Source organism: Bradyrhizobium sp. BLXBL-01 (assembly GCF_051853025.1).
In the GTDB taxonomy this organism is placed as follows: Bacteria; Pseudomonadota; Alphaproteobacteria; order Rhizobiales; family Xanthobacteraceae; genus Bradyrhizobium.
In genome coordinates, this window is the sequence record NZ_CP182471.1 from 2,388,507 (window position 1) to 2,409,641 (window position 21,135).

Below are 21,135 nucleotides of genomic sequence, written 5' to 3' on the forward strand. Positions count from 1 at the left end.
AAAAGAACAATCTATGGAACAGTCTGTCAACCCCTAAAACTTGCGTGCACTTCAAATGAGCGCCACCGATAGTTCCCAACAGCGCAGCGACAAGAACGGTTCTGAGCGCGCCGAGCATCTCGCGGGCCTGATCATGGCGCTCGCCCGCCGCGAAGGCATGAAGGCAGGAGACCGCCTGGTCGAACAAAGGCTTGCGGATGCGCTGGACCTTTCACGCGCGCCGATCCGGCTCGGCCTGAAGGCGCTGGAAGCGGCGGGCCTGGCGCGCGGCGAACCGCATCGCGGCTTCGTGCTGGCGAAGAATCCGACGAGCGGCGCTGCCCAGCCGGCTCTCGCGGCCGTCAGGCGCAGCGAGCAGGTTTATACGACCATCGCTGGCGACGTGCTCGCGAGCCGGCTTCCGGCCGACGTCACGGAGGCGGAGCTCTTGCGCCGCTATGATCTGAGCCGCGCGGAATTGCAGCGACTGCTGGACCGTATCGCTGCCGAGGGCTGGATCGCACGCCTGCCCGGCTATGGCTGGCGTTTCGCGGAGACGGTCTCGAGTCCCGAAGCGCAAGCGCAGGCCAAGGCGTTTCGCGCGGTGATCGAGCAGGCGGCGATCGCGCAGCCAGGCTTTGCGCTGGCCCAGGAGGTGATCACCCGCCTGCGCGAGCGCCAACAGCGCGTCCTGGACGGCGAGCTCGAGAAGATGACGATCGGCGAGATCTTTCACTCCGGCTGTGAATTCCACGAAGAGATCATCCGCGGGGCGGGCAATCCGTTCTTCGTCGAAGCGCTCAAGCGCGTGAACTCGATCCGTCGCCTGTTCGCCTACCGCAGCTTCGCCGACCGTGAAGGCATGCGCCGTCACGTGCGCGAGCATCTGCGCTTGCTCGATCTGCTGGAGGGGCGCCACTATGCGGAAGCGGCCGAACTGATGACGCGGCACCTGCAACGCCCGTTAGTCGAAGGCCTGTCTTGATGCTTCAGGGGCAATCGTCATTCACGTCTTGCATAGGGCTGTAAACACTGGACTCTATACACCTTGTGCGACGACCATACGGTTGAGCCACCCTGTGCCGTTGCCAATAGCTGAATGATCTTCGTGCCGCTGGGAGTTATTGATCCAAGCTACTATGGGTCAACACGCGATCATCAGCCGACGTCAGCAGTGATGGAGAAGCTCATGCGTGGAATCCTCGTCTCGGTTTTGTTGCTCTCGACGGGGCGAACCGAGCCCTCCTACTTCCGATCGGAGCGGGGGTGGGAGATTTGGACCTTTCACCTTTTTATCGTTGGTCCGGCACTCTGCCAGAACGACCGGGGCAGATGCTGCGGGAGGAGACGGTGCCAGCGCAGCCCGAAATCTAAGCGCAGGTCTCGCCCACCGGATCCTCTACACATCCACCGATCTGCGCTGGAATGCCGGGATCATTCCGGTGAGTGGGACACTTTACCTGCCCAAGGGGGAGTCGCCGGGAGGCGGCTGGCCACTAATCGCCTGGGCGCATGGCACGCTCGGCGTATCCGACGCATGTACCCCATCTTGGACCGGACACAAGCCGCGAGATGCCACCTATATCCAGCGATGGCTCGAGAACGCAGTTGTAGCCACGGACTACCAGGGGCTCGGCGGACCAGGCCCAGATCCTTACCTGGTCTGGCAGGCGGGAGGCCGCTCTGTGCTCGATGCGGTGAGAGCCGCGTTGTCGGCGCATCCGGACAGGATCGCACCGAAAGTCTTTATCACGGGGCAGTCGCAAGGCTCAGGTGCCGCGATTGGAGCGACGATGATTGCGGAAAGCTACGCTGCAAATGTGCCGCTGCTTGCGACTGTGGCTACGGGCCTTGTATCGACGTTCGCGGACGCACCCTACAGGCCGCACACGACCGCGATAGCGTCCCCGATCTACACGACCTTGATGATGCTCGGCGGTTAGCTGGCCGAAGGGGCCCCGGGTTGACGATCTGGTCTCGGATAAGGGTAAGCCAATTCTGAAGGCAGCCCGTGAGAGCTGCGATGTCGCACGTCGGGAGGGCATTACTGCGGATAGCGTGTCCAGCCGATGGTGCAGGTTTTGGCGCGACTGACACCTGTCACCGACATGAGAGCAAGAAGGCTTCATGTGCCCATGCTCCTCGGGCATCGGTTTCGCCGTTTGGTGCCGACACGTCAATATGCGCAGGTCGCGGCTCTATGCGCCGTGGGAAACGACGTCAATTGGAAGATCTATCCCGGTGCTACGCACAACGGCGCCTTTGAACGCCGCCTTTCCCGATGCCTTGGCCTTCGTTCGCCGCGTGCTCGCCGGAGAAAAGCCGCGAAGCAACTGTTCCGACATTACTGAACCCGGTCCACCTGGCGAAGCTGCAACCGGCATTGCGTTAGCGACTAGCAACGAACTGCCACGATTGGCCATCGTCTGCAAGCAGAGGTCCATCAGGACAGTGGTCGCGGCCGCGGCGCCATTTCCGAGCCGAGGATAAGTCGACCATCGAGCCGACCATCCAACCGCTTCACGTATTCTGAAGCTTCCTCGCCTTCATGAGAGCACGCCCGCGCTCGCTGTCGCGCGCGCGGGCGGCCTTGGCGATCTCCGTGTGAATCTTGACGTTGGCGCATCCGAATCGCGTGTGCTCTTCCGGAGGCGTCTGGGTGCTGAAGACAACCAGGCGACGCAGCATCTCGTTGATCAGCTCGCATGCGAAGCGCAGAAAGGGGTTGGGGTTTGCGGCAGCCAGGATGTCGTGAAAGTCGAGATCGGCCTGGCGCTGACGAACCAGAAGCGAAGGCTCCTGCGAGGCCGGCTGGCACGTTTCAATGTTCTGCTCGAGCGCATCGAGCTGCTCGTCCGACAGAAATGGTACCGAGCCGGCAGCCAGTTCCGGCTCCAGCAAGCGCCGCGCCGCATAGATGTCCTCCATGCTGACTTCTTTGAAGAACAGGTAGTTCTGCAACAGTTGAAAGGTGCGCTCGAGCGGGACCTCCATGATCGTCGCCCCGCCGGTCGGGCCGGTGCTGATCGTGATCAGTCCTTGCCCCTCGAGCGACTTAAGAGCCTCGCGGATCGTGCTCTTGCTGACCGAAAACAGTCGCTGAAGCTCCTTCTCCATGGGAAGCTTGGTCACCCGGACGAAGGTTCTTCTGGGTGATCAGCTGCTCGTTGCCAACCCGGAGCCGTCCACACATGGCCCAACGATTGAAGCGAATGTAGACCGTCGTGCAAGGGCCATATTCACGCGAACAATCGCGGCATCGCGCACCCGATTGCAGCATAACGATGCCGCTGATGATGCGCCGATCGTCGTCCCGCTCCGGCCCCGTCAGCAGATGAGGTTCGATGCGCGCCTATTGCTTGTCATTCAGCCAAAACAGACCCCACGCATTCTCTCGCCCCAAATCAACCACACAGGCCAGAGAATCACGTGATGCTAATCAGGTACAGACCCTAGTATGTTCATGAAAACTACTGAATGGCGGCGGGCAACATGGTAAGTTCATCCTGTCCGACAGCCACGATCTTATCAACCGAAAACCCGTTGAATCGGGCCATATCCGTATAAGCGCCCACATTCTGGAATTCAATCCAATCGCCTTCGCTCAAATCGCGTGGCAGTGAATACGAGAATCCAAGCCTGTCCATGCTGTCGCAAGTTGGGCCAAAGATGATGAAGTCCTGCCACTCCCCAGTTTGAATCGGCTGTCCCCCACGCCAAGCGCGGGCGGGGAGCAGAAAACATTGTCGGGAAGGTGAGAGCCCGCTGTAGATGCCCGCGCCGCAGTAGAGCGCCTCGCCTTTTCTTAAGATCACGCGGCAAAACAAAGAGATGCTATCATGAACCAGTGCTCGTCCGGGCTCACACAACAGTTCAACACGCTTTAGTGCATCCGTTCCGCGCACCAATTTCGTGATTTCGGAGAGCATGCGCAAGGGAGAGTGATAGGGAACGTTCAGATAATGGCCGGGAAAGCCGCCACCGATATCGAGCGCTGTGGGGGCAGGAGAAACAGCTTCTATCATGTCGACGGCCGCCCGAATGCCATCCAGATAGGGATCGACAACAATCGTTTGGGAACCCGGGTGAAAGGACAGCCCCGTGGTCCAGCGCGATTGCGCGTTGACGAGATCCAGTAGACGGCTCGCTTCGGCGGGCGAGGCACCAAACTTGCCGTTTAAGTCTAAGATGGCGCACGTCCTGCTACACTTGAACCGGGCGTAGATTCGTAGTTCCGGATCATGCGACGGCAAGACTTCGAGGAGCTTCCGCAGCTCGGCTTCGCAATCGATGACATAGTCGCGAACCCCCAGATCGCGGAACGTCCGTTCGATATCGCGACGAGATTTCACGGGATTCATGAACCATGAACGGGCCCCGGGAATAGTGGAATGGACAAGGTGGGCCTCGGCCAGCGACGCCACGTCGAATCCGGCCACTCCGGCGCGAGAGACCGCGTGGAGAATTTTGGGCAACGGATTCGCCTTCACCGCATACAGCACGCGTCCTGAGAAATGCTCGGTGAATTCGCGCGTGACGGATGCAAGACGCCCCTCATTGAGCGTATAGAAAGCGTCAACTTCTGCCCCTTCCAATGACCTTACCAAGCTCATATTGGACCATTTCTCTCGCGACAGACGCGGAGTAGCCAGCGCCGTTGTTGCCTGCTGCGAGAGCAATGACTATGCCAGCGCTCCTCGCGCATTAAACCGCCTGGTTACACTTTGAAACAGTTTGCCATGCGCCACGGCGCGCGATGTCTTGGATCTTACAACTTTTGTACACGGCTGTGAAAAACCAGACAAAGATCGAGGGGGCCGACGCATCCGGATCGTGCATCACGGCCGTAATCTCTGGTTGAAATTCGCTCTGCCTAAGACAAGGACCAGCTATAAACCGGGGCAGCGGCCGTCAGTTTGAGGCCAACTAGACCAAGGTCGGACTCAATTGATCCGCCAAGTGGGGGCGGCTGCCGGTGGGGAGAGCCGAATGGATACCCACAAGAATGTGCCTCTGACGCCGAAAGCTCGAGAGGCAATGGTCCGGAGCGTGAGCGAAGGCGGCTCTTGCCCTTGGTGCGGACTCGATATGGCGCGCAGGGCCCGCGGACATCATCTGGGTCGAAAGACAACACCGATTCACGAGCTCGGGCGGTCGATGTGCTGCGGGCATTCTCTGAGCTACAACACTATCCTTTCAAGCGCAGGCATCTGGTGCGCTGCGCGCCAACAAAACACCGATCATCCAAAACCCGATCAGCGACGCCGAGCGCGATCGCTGGCGTTGTCCGCGGGGCTTCATGGACACGACAAAGATTATAATGGGCCCACGTGCAGGTTCACGGCTGCGCCGTAGTGATCCAGCTTTTGAGATGGCGGGTCTCGCGAACTCGCTTCTGGTTCATGCGGAGCACAAGGTGCTCCACATAGTTGATCGAAATGTTCTAGATCATTTCGGGAAAATGAGGAAGATGTGGTCCAACATTCACTGTTTTCCCCTGTCAAACAGCTCCTTCACCCACGGCGAGTGATGATGCTCCTGAAAAGTCAGACTGATTTCTTTTCGCGGGCGCGTGACGCCCGCGCAAAACAGGCGACGTGCCTCACGAAGGCGGCCGACTCTCCCTTCGTCGTTGGGTGCACACAAGACGGCATTACCTCGTTGCGTTATCGTAACGATGCGTATGACACGGATTATGTCCTGCCTGGAGCCGTGCTGGGGGCGGCTCACGCTAGAGTTCGGCGTGCCGGATCCGAGTGGCGAAGCCGATGTATAGCGCGGCCCTTGAACTAGGAGCCCGCGATGCCGGCGTCCTTCTCACGACCCGACTCGCAGTCGACGGGGGTGGATTGAACTGGGAGATCATGCTGCGGAACGACGGCATGGCGCGCATCCGTCGTGATTTCCCCGAGATCGGTCAGCTTCTCGAAAGCTAAGGTTGCGACCATGCGAACGTCATCTCTCGATCACGATGCTGCCAATGACCGAAGTGGTTACGAACCTAACGAAGGAACAGGCGGATCGTGCCTATATTCTCGAATTCTCGTGGAAGGAGAACTATATGGATATGAACCCGATCAACGGTGCCGGCTCGCATGGGTCGCCAGGCCTCGAGGAATTGAATCAAGAGGATCAGGATCTACTCAGGCAAATTCTTGGTGAAACCGGTCCATCATCGTCTGCCGCTCCAGAGGAGGTGGTATATGATGTCTCCCACGCTGCTCCGCGGGAATTCCGGCACCGCTCCGAAGCACGACCGATGCCAGATCGCATGATTGATCGATTGAGCCACTTGGGTCTCGTGCCTGATGCAGAGCAGCCGACGATGACCTACGATATTCGGGGACACCAGTACACAGCTGCCTTCGACCCGTCGGGGCACGTTCGTCTCATTCACAACCCTCCGGAAGCCCAAGCGCTTGGAGCCGGGCAGGCGGGAGTGCCGGATTTCGGAGCGTTCTTCATTGAGGCGCGGGACCATGGTGCTGTCGTCCCAGACCAATGGGCTCCGTTGGCCTTAATTGAAAAGCTGCGTGACGAAGGACTCATGCCTAGCGCAAACCACCCGACGTCCATTTTCCTCAATGGCAAGCCTTACAATGCCGAGTTAGCCGAAGGAGGATTCGTAAGGCTTACGCGGCGGCAACAATGAGACTCTTGTACGGCAGCTGAGCCAAAGGCGCTGGACTGGAGCTTTGTACACAGCCAGCTTGAACTACGTCGACAATTCACCGTGTGCCGGTGAATTGTCCGCGTTGCAGAAGCTTCACATTCTCCGACCGCTTGGAGCATAAGCTGCCGGACTTGAGTTGACAGCGCAGCCTCATCTCGTGGAAGCTGCGCATGTTCATGCCGACCAATGAGACCGGTGCCGCGGTGCTGGCAAAGGTGCTCGACCATTATCCGGTCGCGCGCGTCAGTGAGCGGGAAGCCGCCTGATGGCCCGCGACAACGCGTCCGAACTGGCCCGCCGTCTCGCGCGTGACGCCGAGGCTGTGTGCCGCCATTACCTGTCCAACGGGCGGCGTCAGGGCCGCTATTGGACAGTAGGACGTCCGCAATACGCCAGGCCGGTCGATGTTCGTCCGGCTCAGCGGACCGGAATCTGGTCCTGGCGCCGCCGGGCACGGGCGAGATGCCGCCTCGGCCGAACATGGCGACCTCCTCGACTTGATCCGCGAGAGCTGCGGTTTCATCAATTTTCGCGATGTCGCCAATGAGGCCCGACGCTTTCTGAGTCTGTCGCGTCCAGAACTGGAGGTAGAGCTAAATCGGCCCCCGTCACGAAAATCGCCCGCGCCACTCGGGTCGCCAGAGGCGGCGACGACTCTTCGGCATGTCGCCGCCGATCACTGGCACACTCGTAGGGGCGTATCTCCGCAATCGCGGCATTACGGCTTTGCACGAAACCGGATGTTTTCGTTTTCACCCGCGTTGCTACCACCGGCCCGATGACCCACAGCCCGACCGAGACCCGGCCGGCGATGATCGCCGCCGTCCCGATCTTCGCGGTCACCTGACCGGCGCGCATCGCACCTGGCTTGACCCCGGTGGCTTCAGCGAGACGACGCTCGGCAAGGCGCGGATCGACACGCCGAAACGGGGCGGTTGGCGACCTGCTTGGTCACGCCGTTCGATTTGACGTAGCCGGCGAAGTGATGGCGGCCGGCGAGGGCATCGAGACGATGCTGTCGCTCCGCTGTGCTTTGCCGACCATGCCGATGGCCGCAGCCCTCTCGGCGGCGCATCTTTCTGCAATCCTCTTTCCGGACACGCTCCGCCGGCTCTACATCGCGCGTGATGACGATCCAGCCGGTGACAGCGCCATGACGACCTTGATCGATCGAGCGCAGGCGGCCGGGATCGAAGCAATCGTGATCTCGCCGCGACTCGCCTCGTTGGCCTGATCTGGCCGAAGACCGGCTGCGCCTCGATCGTCTGAGCCGCAACGCCGCCGGTTGAGACTTTCTTCCTCTGGGCCAACGCCCATTCCTCGCGAGACAAGAAAGTCCCCCGTCGGCGTCCTCCGCTTAACGCTCCGGCCCGCGAGAAAGCGGGTGCGTCGCCGATCGTCTTTGGCCCTCAGATCGCCATCGAGGCCGCGGTGGCCGCGGAGCTCGACAACTCAAGGAGAAGTGACATGGCTAGCATCGGTTCCTTCAAAAAGGTCGGCAACGATTTCCAGGGTGAGATCGTCACACTGAGTCTGCAAGCCAGGGGTCCGCATCATCCCCGAGACCACCGCTAGAACGAGAACGCTCCCAGCCACCGCGTCTATGTGGGCCGGATTGAGATCGGGGCCGCCTGGACCAAGCACTCAAACGAGGCCGCGACTATCTGGGCTTCAAGCTCGACGATCCGAGCTTCACTGCTCCGATCTTCGCCAACCTCTTTGCCGACGAGGAAGGTGAGGGCTTCAGCCTGATCTGGTCGCGCCCCAGCCGTCGCAACGGCGACTGACACGATCCAAAAATGCCTCGCCCGGTTAGTCCGGGCGTGCATTACCTTGCGCAGGAGCCGGGGCGATCTTGCGGCATCGTCGCACCACGACCATGCGAGCTTCGCAGGATGGACGCACTGATTGCCTCAAGGAGCTTCAGTCGCAAGCAACCGAGGGCGCGTCGTCGTGCTTGAGGTGTCGCTTTCGGACATTGTAACTCACCAGCCAGATCACGCCGACTGCGATCGGCACGAAGGCTGCGGTCAGAAACGAGGGCTCTACTCGCAGTCCGACGTCATGCGCGCCCTTGGCAAGATAGCTAAACAAGCTGACCACATAATATCCTATCGCCCCGACGGATAATCCTTCGACCGTGCACTGCAGCCGAAGTTGTTGTCTCGCGCGCTCGTTGATAGCCTGCAACAGGTCACGATGTTGTCGCTCGATTTCGACGTCGACACGGGTTCGCAACAGATCGGCGGCACGCGCGAGCTTGACTGACAGAGCCGCCTGACGATCCTCTACGGTCGCGCAGGTTCGCATTGCGGGCGCCATGCGGCGCGCCAAAAACGACGACCAGGTTGGATAACCCGAGACATCGTTGCCTTCGATGATGGACAGCCGCGATTGGACCAGCTCGTTGTAGGCCCTGCTGGCGCCGAAGCGAAACAGGCTGCCGGTCGCGCCTTTTTCGAAGGAGGCGGCCAGCGCCGTCAGTTCGGCAAGCAGATGGTTGTTGAACTGCAGCCCCTCACCGCTTTGCATTTTTTCGAGCGCCTCAACAAGACGGCGGTCGATGCGATCAACGGAAGGTGCAAGCTCAAGGGCCGCCGACAGGCCAAGCAGCGCCAGCGGACGGTAGGTCTCGATCTCCAGGAGCCGTTGCACCAGCGCTCCGAGATCGTGCGACGTCAATCCGAGGTCGCAGACGAGGATTTTCGTAAAGCCTTTCTCGTCTACGCGGAAGTCTGAGGCGGCAACACCTGCGCCGCTCTTTGTGGCAACCATGGCCAGGCTGTTCTTGTCAAAAACCTGTTCGGCGCGCCTGGTCGGCGAGGCGTCCTGCTCCACTTCTAGCCTGATCGCGACCAGCAACTGTCCGGTCTGACGCAACGCGTGGATCAGCGATCGGACGGTACCATCAACTTTGTCAAATCGGTCTGCGGCAGAACCATTTGTGTTACTCCAGATCCAGGTGAATGTTGTGAATTCCGAATGCTGCTCCCAGCGTAGCGTAGCGGACCCGATGACAATCTGATGAAGTTTCGCCGATTGCTCAGGTGGCGGAAGATTGCGCTCGAGGCAAAAATCGATAAAACGGCAGCGATCGCTTGTGGCCGCCTCACCCTGTGCAAGAAAAGCCAAGTGGATCACGCTGAATGGCGAAATAAGGCGCGTGAAAGGGCGTGCGTGCACTTCGCCGAGCACGGCGTCGCGCTGCGGATGTGGCCTGAAGGTTCGCAGATCCAATTCATCGACCATGTATTGACGCCTCTCTTCGGGGTGAGCAAGCAACCGTCAGCCGCGCGAGGCCGCGGCAAGCAGGAGCGTCTTCCGTTCCCCCAGCGCGGTGGAGACAGGCGACCTCCGGTGCGGCAACCACATTGTCGATTGACAGATCGAGGCCCAAGTACGAGTCCCATCTTGCTGCCGCCGCCCTGACGCGGAGAGGCGGTGCAGGATTTGGGCCAGCACTGTAGAAGGGGCACGCTCGCGTCCTTTGGCGCAATGTGGCTTTCGAAGACAGTTGGAGGCGGCTTTCAGACATGAAGCGCGCTTGTATCAGGCCACAGAAAATTGCCTGCTTCGCACGGTGATCGCTCGCCAGGCGGCTACATTATCTGAGACGCCATGCTGTGGACGGATTTGTCCATCAGAGCCCGGCGACTGACAGCGCCCGGACCAGCCGGGCAAGGCTTGCCCGATGGGCTGATAACGTCACGTCGCGTGAGGTTGGCGTGATCACGCAGCCGGAGCGCACGCCGTCATCGTCGTTTGAGATGATATTCAGGGCAGTGCAAGCGCCGGGGCTCGACCGCAGTGTGGCACGTGGCGAATGTCGTGAGCGCTGGGCCGAATAGCGGCGGATCACAAGTACGGCCGACTCGACTTGGCGGGCGTGTTGCTCGAGTGCGGTCGCGGAGGTTTTGATCCGTCGTAGCCACGCGGCCAAGATCCGGTTTCCGTTGAATTCGCTCGCCGGTCTTTGCGGGACGCGAGGATCGCCACGTTCTCGGGCACAATCGGCGCGAACTCGCGGACTGCGCGCCAGCCTCCAATGGCTTCTCGGTGCAGTTGGAGACATCGGGCGCCCATGCCATTCAGGTGCACCTCTGCACGTGGGTGACCATCAGCCCGAAAGTTGGCATGCCCGGCGGGCTCGTTGTTTTGGATGAAGCGCTGCGGCGTGGCAACGAGATCGAACATTGCGTGGGCAAGCCTGCCGATATCGAGAAGTTCCTGGCCCTCAACATCCCTCGTGAGTTCATGCTGATGATATGGCTGCAGCCCTTGAGCCAAAGCCGGAAGGCGACGAAGCTTGCATTCAGGAGGCGACTGCGCGCGACTGGCGTGTCAGCATTCAGACGCACAAGTGTCTCGGCGTGCGGTAAGCAACCCGAGCGCGTTAAAGCGTTCTGCGGATTTCACCTTAGAGACGATCATGAATTGCGTCCTCTAAGACTGAATTCAATGAAGGGAAAACGGCATTCATCGCAGGCTCCTTTGCCGTTGTTCGCCATTGCTAAGCGCGCCTGATTTCAACTCTTCACATTCTAAGCAAATCCTCTCAATGACCGATTGCACATCCGAAATCACGCTGGTTCTATTTTCTGGCGAACAGGAGTTCCGCCACCTGCCTCGCTTGAGCGCTGTCGGGCTTTGCCCGGGTTGAGACCGTCGGCTTTGCCTATGGCCAACGCCATGCGATCGAGCTGACTTGCTGCAAACGGACTGAAGAAGCTGCGCGTAGACTGGGCGAGCAAGCTCGGCGACAACCATACGCTTGAGATCCCCACACTGGCTGCGATATCAAAGACCGCACTGACCCGCGAGGTGGCGATCGAGATAGGCGCGGACGGGATGCCCAATACGTTCGTGCCAGGCCGCAATCTGATTTTTTTGACCTTTGCCGCGGCGCTCGCCTATCCGCGCCGGATTTCTCATATCGTTGGCGGCATGCGCGAGAAAGATCATTCCTGCGCCCCCGATTGCCGGGACGTGACCATCCGCTCGCTGAACGGTGCGCTCAACCATGGCATGTTGAGGGACTTCATCTACACACGCCGCTGATGTGGATGGACAAGGCAGCGATTTGGCGGCTTGTCTCCGAGCTCGGCCAGAGCAGGCCTTGGTCGGGCACTTGCTGCGTCGGATGTCGGTATTGAGACTAAATGCCAGAAACCTGACAATGCGCGCCGCGACGAAGTGCCTGCTGAGCCTGCAATTCAGTTCGGCATGCGACTTGCTCCGTTCACGGCATCATCATCAATCGCAGTGCGATGGTCTTCGGGATGGTCACGGCGCGCGGCGCTGTTCCCGCCCGGTCCGTTCCGACGGTTTGTTGTGGCAATGACTGGCCTTCGGTTGCCCGCAGCCCCTGCCGGTCACCTTCCGCTCTTCTATCGCTTAAAGGGTGAAGTGCCTACATGTCCGAGCAACCCTTGCCTACACTGCCGATGTGGCGCGTCGACCACATCGAGCCCTCGCCCGAGATGCTGGCGCTGCGCGCCAACGGTCCGATCCAACGCGTGCGCTTCCCGTCCGGGCACGAAGGCTGGTGGGTGACAGGCTATGACGAGGCCAAGGCGGTGCTGTCCGACGCGGCGTTCCGGCCCGCGGGAATGCCGCCGGCGGGATTCACCCCGGATTCGGTGATTCTCGGTTCGCCAGGGTGGCTGGTCTCGCACGAGGGGGGCAAGCATGCACAGCTACGCGCGATCGTGGCGCCGGCCTTCAGCGACCGCAGGGTGAAGCTGCTCGCGCGGCAGGTCGAGGCGATCGCCGCGCAGTTGTTCGAGGCGCTGGCAGCCCAGCCCCAGCCTGCCGACCTGCGGCGCCACCTCTCCTTTCCGCTTCCGGCCATGGTCATCATGACGCTGATGGGCGTGCCCTACGAGGATCACGCCTTTTTCGCCGGGCTGTCCGACGAGGTGATGACACACCAGCATGAAAGCGGCCCGCGCAGCGCGTCGCGCCTGGCTTGGGAAGAACTGCGCGCCTACATTCGCGGCAAGATGCGGGACAAGCGCCAGGATCGGGGCGACAACCTGCTAACGGATCTGCTCGCGGCGGTTGACCAGGGCAAGGCGACTGAGGAAGAGGCGATCGGCCTGGCGGCCGGCATGCTGGTGGCGGGCCACGAGAGCACCGTCGCGCAAATCGAATTCGGCCTGCTGGCCATGTTCCGCCATCCGCAACAGCGCGAACGCCTGGTCCGCGATCCATCCCTGGTCGACAAGGCGGTGGAGGAAATCCTGCGTATGTACCCGCCGGGCGCGGGCTGGGACGGCATCATGCGCTATCCGAGGACCGACGTGACCATCGCGGGTGTGCATGTTCCGCCGGAAAGCAAGGTGCTGGTCGGCCTGCCGGCGACTTCGTTCGATACGCGCCATTTCGTCGACCCGGAAATCTTCGACATCGGACGCCAGGAAAAGCCGCACCTGGCGTTCTCCTACGGGCCGCACTCCTGCATCGGTGGCGAGCTGGCCAGACTGGAACTCAAGGCGGTGTTCAGTTCGATCTTCCAGCGCTTTCCCGAGCTGCGCTTGGGCGTAGCGCCCGAAGAACTGAAGTTGCGTAAGGAGATCATCACTGGTGGGTTCGAGGAGTTCCCGGTGCTCTGGTGATGTGCGGAGGCCGCTGGGGGATCGTGATCGTCTCCGCAACTGCCGGCGTGCCTGCCGCGCACCGGTCAGATCAGCCAGCCAACAGGAAACCAGGATGGACGTGCAAGAAACAGCATGCCGGGACGCCTTCGCCGAATTGTCGTCGCCGGCATGGATTCACGACCCATATCCGTTCCTGCGGTGGTTGCGCGAGCACGATCCGGTGCATCGCGCGGCGTCGGGCCTCTTTTTGTTGAGCCGCCACGCGGACATCTCCTGGGCGTTCAAGGCCACGGGCGATGCGTTTCGGGGACCGGCGACGGGCGAACCGGCGCGCTATTTCCCCCGTGCGGCGAGAAGCCTGTCGCTCAATCTGCTGGCGTCCACGCTGGCGATGAAGGATCCACCGACGCATACGCGTCTGCGACGGCTGATCTCGCGCGATTTCACCATGCGCCAGATCGACAACCTGCGGCCGAGCATCGCGCGCATCGTCGCAGCGCGCCTGGACCGCATGGCGCCCGTGCTGGAGCGCGGGGAGGCGGTGGACCTGCATCGGGAATTCGCCCTGGCCTTGCCCATGCTAGTCTTCGCCGAACTGTTCGGCATGCCCCAGGACGACATGTTCAGGCTCGCCCCCGGCATCGGCACCATTCTGGAAGGCCTGAGCCCGCACGCCAGCGATTCCCAGCTCGCCGCGGCGGACGCGGCCAGCGCCAGAGTGCAGGCCTACTTCGGCGACCTCATACAGTGCAAGCGCACCAATCCCCGCCACGACATCGTGTCGATGCTGGTCGGCGCCCATGACGATGATGCCGACAGGCTGTCGGATGCGGAGTTGATCAGCATGCTTTGGGGCATGCTGCTGGGCGGCTTCACCACCACTGCTGCGAGCATCGACCATGCCGTCCTGGCGATGCTGGCGTATCCGCAACAGCGGCACTGGCTGCAGGCAGACGCCGCGGGGGTGAAGGCATTCGTCGAAGAAGTCCTGCGCTGCGACGCGCCCGTCATGTTCAGCTCCATCCCGCGTATCGCCCAGCGCGACATCGAACTGGGCGGCGTGGTGATCCCGAAGAACGCGGACGTGCGCGTGCTGATCGCGTCCGGCAATCGCGACCCGGACGCCTTCGCCGATCCCGATCGCTTCGATCCCGCGCGGTTCTACGGCACCAGCCCAGGCATGTCGACCGAAGGGAAGATCATGCTGAGCTTCGGCCACGGCATTCACTTCTGTCTCGGGGCGCAACTGGCCCGGGTGCAGTTGGCCGAGAGCCTGCCGCAGATCCAGGCCCGCTTCCCCACGCTGGCATTGGCCGAGCAGCCGACCCGGAAGCCCTCGGCGTTCCTTCGGACGTTCCGCGCGCTGCCGGTGCGGCTGCAGGCGCAGGGGAGCTGAGATGCGCGTCATGGTCGACCAGGATCTGTGCGGAACCAGCGGGCAGTGCGTGCTGACGCTGCCGGGCACCTTTCGCCAGCGCGAACCGGACGGCGTCGCCGAAGTGTGCGTGGCGACGGTCCCGCAGGCGCTGCACGCCGCCGTGCGGCTCGCGGCCAGCCAGTGCCCGGTCGCCGCCATTCGGGTCATCGAAAGCGACGCCGGCGATGGCGAGCGCGGCAGCGCCGACCCTGCGCCTTCTCCAGCGGAGGCCGAGCGGCATGCCGCGAAAGACCAGCACAATCTAGGATGACACGATGGGACGGTTTGAAGGCAAAGTGGCCGTGGTGACCGGCGCCGGGGCCGGCATCGGCAAGGCATGCGCCCTCGCCATCGCTCGCGAGCGCGGCAGAGTGGTGGTGGCCGACATTGATGGCTCGGCGGCCATCGCCTGCACCGCGCAGATCGCGGCCGAAGCGGGCCACGCGCTCGCCCTGGCGATCGACATCGCCGATGCGCAGGCGGTGGCAGCGTTGTTCGAGACAGCGGAGCGGCACTTCGGTGGGGTCGACCTGCTGGTGAACAACGCGAGCGCGATGCATCTGACACCGCGCGACCGCGCGATCCTCGAGCTGGACCTAGCAGTCTGGGATCAGACCATGGCGACCAATCTGCGTGGCACGCTGCTCTGCTGCCGGCAGGCCATCCCCCGGATGATCGCCCGCGGCGGTGGCGCGATCGTCAACATGTCGTCGTGCCAGGGGCTCAGCGGTGACACCGCGCTGACATCCTACGCCGCATCGAAGGCGGCGATGAACATGCTGTCGGCCTCACTCGCCACCCAGTACGGTCATGCGCGATCCGCTGCAATGCGGTTGCGCCGGGTCTCATCATGACCGAGCGACTCCTCGCCAAGCTGGACGCGTGCATGCAACGGCATCTGCGCCGCCACCAGCTCCTGCCGCGCGTCGGCCGCCCCGAGGACGTGGCCGGGCTGGTGGCGTTCCTGCTCTCCGACGATGCTGCGTTCATCACCGGCCAGGTCGTGTGCATCGACGGCGGCATGCTGGCGCATGTGCCGACGTACGCCGACGGTGGCAACAGCCGCGCCGCGCGGCCTGCCGGCGACACCGCCGAAGCGGACGCGGCGCCGCGCTGCTGATGGACATGCTGCTCAATCCGCTGAACCGTCGGCATCGGCTGCGGCATGACATCCCGGTCGTGCCCGGCGCTTTCCCGCTGGTCGGGCATCTTCCCGCCATCGCCAGAGACCTGCCTCGCCTGCTGCGGCGCGCGGAACGGACGCTCGGTAGCCAGTTCTGGCTGGATTTTGGCCCTGCCGGCCACCTGATGACCTGCATGGATCCGGATGCTCTCGCACTGCTGCGGCACAAGGACGTTTCCTCGGCGCTGATCAAAGACATCGCGCCCGAATTGTTTGGCGGAACGTTGGTCGCCCAGGACGGCATCGCGCACCGGCAGGCGCGCGATGCGATCCAGGCGGCGCTTCTGCCCAAGGGGCTGACCCAGGCCGGCATCGGCGAGCTGTTCGCGCCCGTCATCCGGGCGCGCGTGCAGAGGTGGCGCGACCGGGGCGACGTCACCATCCTGCGCGAAACCGGCGATCTGATGCTCAAGCTCATCTTCAGTCTCATGGGAATCCCCGCGCAGGACCTGCCGGGATGGCATCGCAAGTACCGGCAATTGCTGCAGTTGATCGTCGCGCCCCCGGTCGACCTGCCCGGACTGCCCTTGCGGCGCGGCCGTGCCGCCCGCGACTGGATCGATGCGCGGTTGCGCCAGTTTGTCCGCGCCGCGCGCGAACATGCCTCGCGCACCGGGTTGATCAACGACATGGTGAGTGCCTTCGATCGCAGCGATGATCCGCTTTCAGATGACGTCCTCGTCGCGAATATCCGCTTGCTGCTGCTTGGTGGTCACGACACCACCGCCTCGACGATGGCCTGGATGGTGATCGAGCTGGCGCGGCAGCCTGGGTTGTGGGACGCCCTGGTTGAGGAGGCGCAACGCGTAGGCGCGGTGCCGACCCTGCACGCGGACCTGGCGCAGTGTCCGGTCGCCGAGGCGCTGTTCCGCGAGACGCTGCGCGTGCATCCGGCGACGCCAATCCTAGTGCGTCGCGCACTTCGTGAATTGCGACTCGGCCAACGGCGCATTCCCGCGGGCACCGATCTGTGCATCCCGCTGCTGCATTTCTCGACCTCGGCGCTGCTGCACGAGGCGCCTGATCAGTTTCGGCTGGCGCGGTGGCTGCAACGCACCGAGCCGATCCGGCCGGTGGACATGCTGCAGTTCGGTACCGGCCCACATGTCTGCATGGGCTACCATCTGGCATGGCTTGAACTGGTGCAGTTCTGTATCGCCTTGGCGCTGACCATGCACGAGGCCGGGGTGCGGCCGCGGTTGCTGAGCGGCGTCGAAAAAGGCCGGCGCTATTACCCGACCGCACATCCGTCCATGACTATCCGGATCGGATTCTCATGAGCTGGCATCGCATGCCCCGCGTCGTGAAGGCAGCGGCGCCGGCGACGCGCGGCATTGCTGCACTCGGCGCGCGCTCGGTGCGAGGCCGGCAACACCGCTGCCGCTCGCCGTGGCCGTCTCCAGGCAGGTACAAGGACATGAACAACATGCAGACCGGTTCCACGCCACACGACGACCGAGCTGGCGCTTCCGCGAACGGCGGATTGGGCGCGCAGGCGCGCGGCGCATCCGGCAGCCTGCTGCCCGAGATCTGGATGCAGGACGGCGCAAAGCGGGTCGAACAGGCGCTGACGCGTCTTCTCTGCGCCGAAGACGACGGTGAGACCAAGCTGATGGCGGCGATGCGCTACGCCACCTTGCATGGCGGCAAGCGCACCCGCGCCTTGCTCTGTTTGGCAGCCGGCGCACTGGCCGACACGCCGGCGCACATGCTCGATGACGTTGGTGCCGCCATCGAGATGATGCACGCCTGTACGTTGGTCCACGACGATCTGCCCGCGATGGACGACGACGTGCTTCGCCGCGGCCTTCCGACCGTGCACGTCAAGTTCGGCGAAGCCACCGCGATCCTGGTCGGCGATGCGCTGCAGGCGCACGCCTTCCTGACCCTGGCGAGCCTGGATGCGCCGGGCGACAACCGTATCGCGCTCGTGCGCGAACTGGCGCAGGCGGTGTCCGCCGAGGGTGCCGCGGGCGGGCAGGCCATGGATCTGTCGCTGGTTGGAAAGCACGTCGGGCTGGACAGGATCCTGGTGATGCACCGGATGAAGTGCGGAGCGCTAGTGCGCGCATCCGTTCGCATGGGCGCGCTATGCGCCATCGCGGAGGATACCGCGCACGCTGCGCTGTACCGTGCGCTCGATCGCTACAGCGCCTGTTTCGGCCTGGCGTTGCAGGTGATCGACGACATTCTCGACGCGACAGCGGATACCGCGACGCTGGGCAAGACCCCCGGCAAGGACGCGGCGGCGCGGAAGCCGACCTGCGCGTCGATCATGGGGCTGCAGGCAGCGCGGCAGTTCGTGCCGGATCTGTTGCGCGACGCGGGGGAGGCCGTCGCCCCGTTGGGGCCGCGTGGGGAACGGTTGGCGCAGATCCTGCAGCGGGCCAACGCGCATCTGTTCAAGCACGCGCCATGCGCATGAGCGCGCCCGTCCGCATGGCGTCGCCCTGTGCCGCTGCGATCGGCCGGCGGCAGCGGTGCATGCTGTACTGTGTCCGATTCCGCGGCGCCGCTCGCAGCAGTTGCCCAGAACGGCCGCGACGGGCCTGCGGCGACGTGCGCGGCGTCTGCCCGATCCTGGTTCCCATCAACCGTCTGCAGAAGGAACATCCCGCGTGAACGCGCTGGCTGAACAGATCCTTTCCGAATTGCGCCAACTGCTGAGCGAGATGCGCGATGGCGGCAGCGTCGGTCCATCCGTCTACGACACGGCGCGAGCTCTGCAGTTCCACGGCAACGTCACCGGTCGGCAGGACGCATACGCGTGGCTCATCGCGCAGCAGCGGGCCGATGGCGGATGGGGAAGCGCGGACTTCCCGCTGTTCCGTCATGCGCCGACATGGGCGGCGTTGCTGGCATTGCAGCGTGTCGATTCTCTTCCTGGCGCTGCCGACGCTGTCCAGGCTGCAACGCGGTTCCTCCAGCGCCAGCCCGATCCCTATGCGCATGCGGTGCCGGACGACTCGCCGATCGGCGCGGAGCTGATCCTGCCGGGGTTTTGCGACGAGGCCGCATCCTTGCCGGACGCCGTGGCATTTCCGCGCCACCCGGCGCTGTTGCCGTTGCGGCAAGCGCGGGTCAAGCTGAGGACCGTGGCGACGTTGCCGGGCGGCCATCCGTTGCTGCATTCCTGGGAAGCCTGGGGGACGTCGCCGACCACCGCATGGCCAGATGATCACGGCAGCATCGGCATCAGTCCGGCGGCCACCGCCGCGTGGCGTGCGCACGCCGTGACAGAAGCGAGCACGCCGCAGGTCGGGCGCGCCGACGCGTATCTGCAGGCGGCATCGAGAGCGACGCGCAGCGGCATCGAAGGTGTCGTTCCCAACGTCTGGCCGATCAATGTGTTCGAGCCATGCTGGTCGCTGTACACCTTGCATCTGGCCGGTCTGTTCGCGCATCCCGCGCTCGCGGGGGCGGTTCGCGTGATCGTCGCGCAGCTCGACGCCCGCCTGGGCGTGCGCGGTCTGGGCCCGGCCGTGCACTTCGCGGCAGATGCGGACGACACCGCCGTTGCGTTGTGCGTCCTGCGCCTTGCAGGCCGCGACCGGGCGGTCGATGCGTTGCGCCATTTCGAAATCGGCGAGCTGTTCGTCACCTTCCCCGGCGAGCGCAATGCCTCGGTGTCGACCAACATCCATGCCCTGCATGCGTTGCGACTGTTGGGAAAGCCTGCCGCCGGCACCAGCGCCTACGTCGAGGCCAATCGCAACCCGCACGGTCTCTGGGACAACGAAAAATGGCACGCTTCGTGGCTGTATCCCACCGCGCATGCGGTCGCAGCGCTGGCGCAAGGCAAGCCCCGGTGGCGCGACGAGCGCGCGCTGGCGGCGCTGCTGCAGGCGCAGCGCGACGACGGCGGCTGGGGCGCGGGTCGCGCGTCCACATTCGAGGAAACTGCCTATGCGCTGTTCGCGCTGCACGTGATGGACGGCAGCGAAGAGCCGACAGGGCGGCGGCGCATTGCGCAGGCGGTGGCGCGTGCGCTGGCGTGGATGCTCGCCCGCCATGCGGCGCATGCATTGCCGCAGACTCCGCTGTGGATCGGCAAGGAACTGTATTGCCCCACCCGGGTCGTGCGCGTCGCCGAACTCGCCGGGTTGTGGCTGGCGCTTGGTTGGGAGCGGCGCGTCCTGGCCGAGGGAACAGGAGCGGCGCCATGATTCAGACCGAACGCGCGCTGCAGCAGGTGCTGGAGTGGGGGCGTTCCCTGACCGGGTTCGCCGACGAGCACGCCGTGGAAGCGGTCAGGGGTGGCCAGTACATCCTGCAGCGCATCCACCCGAGCCTGCATGACATCAGCGCCCGCACCGGCCGCGATCCGCAGGACGAAACGCTGACCGTGGCGTTCTATCGCGAACTGGCGCTGCTGTTCTGGCTCGATGATTGCAACGACCTTGGCCTGATCGCGCCGGAGCAGCTCGCCGCGGTGGAACAGGCGCTGGGGCAGGGCGAGCCGTGCGCGCTCCCCGGATTCGAGGGCTGCGCTGTGCTGCGCGCTTCGCTGGCCGCGCTCGCCTACGATCGTCGCGACTACGTTCAGCTTCTCGAAGATACTCGGTGCTACTGCGCGGCGCTGCGCGCCGGACACGCGCAGGCGGCAGGGGCGGGACGCTGGTCCTACGCCGAGTACCTGCACAACGGCATCGATTCGATCGCCTACGCGAATGTGTTCTGTTGCCTGTCGTTGCTGTGGGGACTAGACATGGCGACCTTGCGGGCGCGTCCGGCGTTTCGCCAGGTCCTGCGGCTCATCGCCGCGATAGGGCGTCTGCAGAACGATCTGCATGGACGCGACAGGGACAGGTCGGCCGGCGAGACCGACAACGCGGCGATCCTGCTGCTGCAGCGCTATCCGGCTATGCCTGTGGTGGAGTTCCTCAACGACGAGCTGGCCGGCCATACGCGCATGCTGGATCGGGTGATAGTGAAAGAACGCTTTCCCGCGCCCTGGGGACCGTTGATCGAGGCCATGGCGGCCATCCGCGCGCAGTACTACCAGACCTCGACCAACCGCTACCGCAGCGACGCTGCAGGAGGAGACCAACGTGCGCCGGCCTGAACGCGCGGGAGGCGGCGGCGTGCGCGCTGCCGTCAGTCCGATCCGACGCAACACCGTTGCCCGGTGCGACGGATGCCCTCGTTGTCCACCGTGTAATACGCAGTGGTAGAGAGTCCTTGGGAAGCGGATAGTTGGTCTATGGATTGCCGATGAAAGGAGCTGCCATCGCTCATCGCGAAATTGCAGCTTCGGCAGCAGCAGAACTCCGCTTACGTTCTT

At 63.4% G+C, this 21,135-nt stretch carries 17 protein-coding genes and 4 pseudogenes; 17 read left to right on the top strand and 4 right to left on the bottom strand.

Annotated elements, in window-relative coordinates; genetic code table 11:
• The first annotated feature begins 133 nt into the window (after positions 1-133).
• Complete coding sequence (locus ACNJYA_RS10750; protein ID WP_439402825.1) at positions 134-964, top strand: GntR family transcriptional regulator; 831 nt, start codon at positions 134-136, stop codon at positions 962-964.
• 457 nt (positions 965-1,421) lie between these two features.
• Positions 1,422-1,922 carry a lipase family protein gene (locus tag ACNJYA_RS10755; RefSeq protein WP_439402826.1) on the top strand — a complete coding sequence of 167 codons (501 nt, stop codon included), beginning with the start codon at positions 1,422-1,424 and terminating at the stop codon, positions 1,920-1,922.
• A gap of 577 nt (positions 1,923-2,499) precedes the next feature.
• Here ACNJYA_RS10755 and ACNJYA_RS10760 read toward each other — a convergent pair.
• From ACNJYA_RS10760 to ACNJYA_RS10770, 3 genes and pseudogenes are all read right to left on the bottom strand, one after another.
• On the bottom strand, positions 2,500-3,096 hold the full coding sequence (locus tag ACNJYA_RS10760) for a FadR/GntR family transcriptional regulator (RefSeq protein WP_439402827.1): 597 nt from the start codon (positions 3,094-3,096) through the stop codon (positions 2,500-2,502).
• Positions 3,097-3,163: 67 nt separating this feature from the next.
• Positions 3,164-3,325: pseudogene (locus ACNJYA_RS10765) on the bottom strand (transposase); the annotation flags it as partial.
• A gap of 124 nt (positions 3,326-3,449) precedes the next feature.
• On the bottom strand, positions 3,450-4,658 hold the full coding sequence (locus ACNJYA_RS10770) for a hypothetical protein (RefSeq protein WP_439402828.1): 1,209 nt from the start codon (positions 4,656-4,658) through the stop codon (positions 3,450-3,452).
• A 1,089-nt stretch (positions 4,659-5,747) separates the two neighbouring features.
• Between ACNJYA_RS10770 and ACNJYA_RS10775 the strand changes: the two genes are divergently transcribed.
• The 5 genes and pseudogenes from ACNJYA_RS10775 (at position 5,748) to ACNJYA_RS10795 (ending at position 8,439) form a co-directional block, all read left to right on the top strand.
• Entirely contained in the window at positions 5,748-5,915 is a 168-nt protein-coding gene (locus tag ACNJYA_RS10775; RefSeq protein WP_439402829.1) for a hypothetical protein, read from the top strand.
• A 44-nt stretch (positions 5,916-5,959) separates the two neighbouring features.
• Positions 5,960-6,631 carry a hypothetical protein gene (locus ACNJYA_RS10780; protein ID WP_439402830.1) on the top strand — a complete coding sequence of 224 codons (672 nt, stop codon included), beginning with the start codon at positions 5,960-5,962 and terminating at the stop codon, positions 6,629-6,631.
• Between the two features lie 684 nt (positions 6,632-7,315).
• Positions 7,316-7,621, top strand: a complete 306-nt coding sequence (locus ACNJYA_RS10785; RefSeq protein ID WP_439402831.1) for a DUF7146 domain-containing protein — start codon at positions 7,316-7,318, stop codon at positions 7,619-7,621.
• A 16-nt stretch (positions 7,622-7,637) separates the two neighbouring features.
• Positions 7,638-7,886, top strand: coding sequence for a toprim domain-containing protein (locus ACNJYA_RS10790; protein ID WP_439402832.1), 249 nt, complete (start codon positions 7,638-7,640; stop codon positions 7,884-7,886).
• A gap of 233 nt (positions 7,887-8,119) precedes the next feature.
• Positions 8,120-8,439: pseudogene (locus ACNJYA_RS10795) on the top strand (DUF736 domain-containing protein).
• A gap of 136 nt (positions 8,440-8,575) precedes the next feature.
• Here the strand turns inward: ACNJYA_RS10795 and ACNJYA_RS10800 are convergent.
• On the bottom strand, positions 8,576-9,901 hold the full coding sequence (locus ACNJYA_RS10800; protein ID WP_439402833.1) for a DUF3422 family protein: 1,326 nt from the start codon (positions 9,899-9,901) through the stop codon (positions 8,576-8,578).
• 807 nt (positions 9,902-10,708) lie between these two features.
• On the opposite strand from ACNJYA_RS10800, the gene ACNJYA_RS10805 reads away from it, so the two are divergent.
• The 10 genes and pseudogenes from ACNJYA_RS10805 to ACNJYA_RS10850 all read left to right on the top strand — a co-directional run bounded on the left by ACNJYA_RS10805 (position 10,709) and on the right by ACNJYA_RS10850 (position 20,916).
• Positions 10,709-11,176 carry a hypothetical protein gene (locus ACNJYA_RS10805; RefSeq protein WP_439402834.1) on the top strand — a complete coding sequence of 156 codons (468 nt, stop codon included), beginning with the start codon at positions 10,709-10,711 and terminating at the stop codon, positions 11,174-11,176.
• Between the two features lie 34 nt (positions 11,177-11,210).
• A pseudogene (locus ACNJYA_RS10810) lies at positions 11,211-11,799 on the top strand (7-cyano-7-deazaguanine synthase); the annotation flags it as partial.
• A 267-nt stretch (positions 11,800-12,066) separates the two neighbouring features.
• The gene (locus ACNJYA_RS10815; protein ID WP_439402835.1) at positions 12,067-13,269 is read left to right on the top strand and encodes a cytochrome P450; all 1,203 of its coding nucleotides are present in this window, start codon (positions 12,067-12,069) and stop codon (positions 13,267-13,269) included.
• Positions 13,270-13,363: 94 nt separating this feature from the next.
• A complete protein-coding gene (locus tag ACNJYA_RS10820) occupies positions 13,364-14,647 on the top strand; it encodes a cytochrome P450 (protein ID WP_439402836.1) in 1,284 nt (427 codons plus the stop codon).
• Between the two features lies 1 nt (position 14,648).
• Positions 14,649-14,939 carry a ferredoxin gene (locus ACNJYA_RS10825; protein WP_439366378.1) on the top strand — a complete coding sequence of 97 codons (291 nt, stop codon included), beginning with the start codon at positions 14,649-14,651 and terminating at the stop codon, positions 14,937-14,939.
• A 4-nt stretch (positions 14,940-14,943) separates the two neighbouring features.
• Positions 14,944-15,788, top strand: a pseudogene (locus ACNJYA_RS10830) (SDR family oxidoreductase).
• Entirely contained in the window at positions 15,788-17,131 is a 1,344-nt protein-coding gene (locus ACNJYA_RS10835) for a cytochrome P450 (protein ID WP_439402837.1), read from the top strand. The pseudogene ACNJYA_RS10830 and the gene ACNJYA_RS10835 overlap by 1 nt, the downstream one beginning before the upstream one ends.
• A 146-nt stretch (positions 17,132-17,277) precedes the next feature.
• Complete coding sequence (locus ACNJYA_RS10840) at positions 17,278-18,276, top strand: polyprenyl synthetase family protein (protein ID WP_439403424.1); 999 nt, start codon at positions 17,278-17,280, stop codon at positions 18,274-18,276.
• 193 nt (positions 18,277-18,469) lie between these two features.
• Positions 18,470-20,017: a hypothetical protein gene (locus ACNJYA_RS10845; protein WP_439402838.1), complete on the top strand. Its 1,548-nt coding sequence runs from the start codon at positions 18,470-18,472 to the stop codon at positions 20,015-20,017.
• A complete protein-coding gene (locus ACNJYA_RS10850) occupies positions 20,014-20,916 on the top strand; it encodes a terpene synthase family protein (protein WP_439402839.1) in 903 nt (300 codons plus the stop codon). Before ACNJYA_RS10845 ends, ACNJYA_RS10850 begins: the two co-directional genes overlap by 4 nt.
• The last annotated feature ends 219 nt before the right edge of the window (positions 20,917-21,135 follow it).

Bases quoted from the DNA above. Each gene is read 5' to 3' on its own strand.
- ACNJYA_RS10790 (WP_439402832.1), top strand. From the start codon at position 7,638: ATGGCGGCCGGCGAGGGCATCGAGACGATGCTGTCGCTCCGCTGTGCT.
- ACNJYA_RS10850 (WP_439402839.1), top strand. From the start codon at position 20,014: ATGATTCAGACCGAACGCGCGCTGCAGCAGGTGCTGGAGTGGGGGCGT.
- ACNJYA_RS10775 (WP_439402829.1), top strand. From the start codon at position 5,748: ATGTATAGCGCGGCCCTTGAACTAGGAGCCCGCGATGCCGGCGTCCTT.
- ACNJYA_RS10815 (WP_439402835.1), top strand. From the start codon at position 12,067: ATGTCCGAGCAACCCTTGCCTACACTGCCGATGTGGCGCGTCGACCAC.
- ACNJYA_RS10840 (WP_439403424.1), top strand. From the start codon at position 17,278: ATGCAGACCGGTTCCACGCCACACGACGACCGAGCTGGCGCTTCCGCG.
- ACNJYA_RS10760 (WP_439402827.1), bottom strand. From the start codon at position 3,096: ATGGAGAAGGAGCTTCAGCGACTGTTTTCGGTCAGCAAGAGCACGATC.
- ACNJYA_RS10780 (WP_439402830.1), top strand. From the start codon at position 5,960: ATGACCGAAGTGGTTACGAACCTAACGAAGGAACAGGCGGATCGTGCC.
- ACNJYA_RS10785 (WP_439402831.1), top strand. From the start codon at position 7,316: ATGTCGCCGCCGATCACTGGCACACTCGTAGGGGCGTATCTCCGCAAT.
- ACNJYA_RS10825 (WP_439366378.1), top strand. From the start codon at position 14,649: ATGCGCGTCATGGTCGACCAGGATCTGTGCGGAACCAGCGGGCAGTGC.
- ACNJYA_RS10800 (WP_439402833.1), bottom strand. From the start codon at position 9,901: ATGGTCGATGAATTGGATCTGCGAACCTTCAGGCCACATCCGCAGCGC.
- ACNJYA_RS10750 (WP_439402825.1), top strand. From the start codon at position 134: ATGGCGCTCGCCCGCCGCGAAGGCATGAAGGCAGGAGACCGCCTGGTC.
- ACNJYA_RS10820 (WP_439402836.1), top strand. From the start codon at position 13,364: ATGGACGTGCAAGAAACAGCATGCCGGGACGCCTTCGCCGAATTGTCG.
- ACNJYA_RS10835 (WP_439402837.1), top strand. From the start codon at position 15,788: ATGGACATGCTGCTCAATCCGCTGAACCGTCGGCATCGGCTGCGGCAT.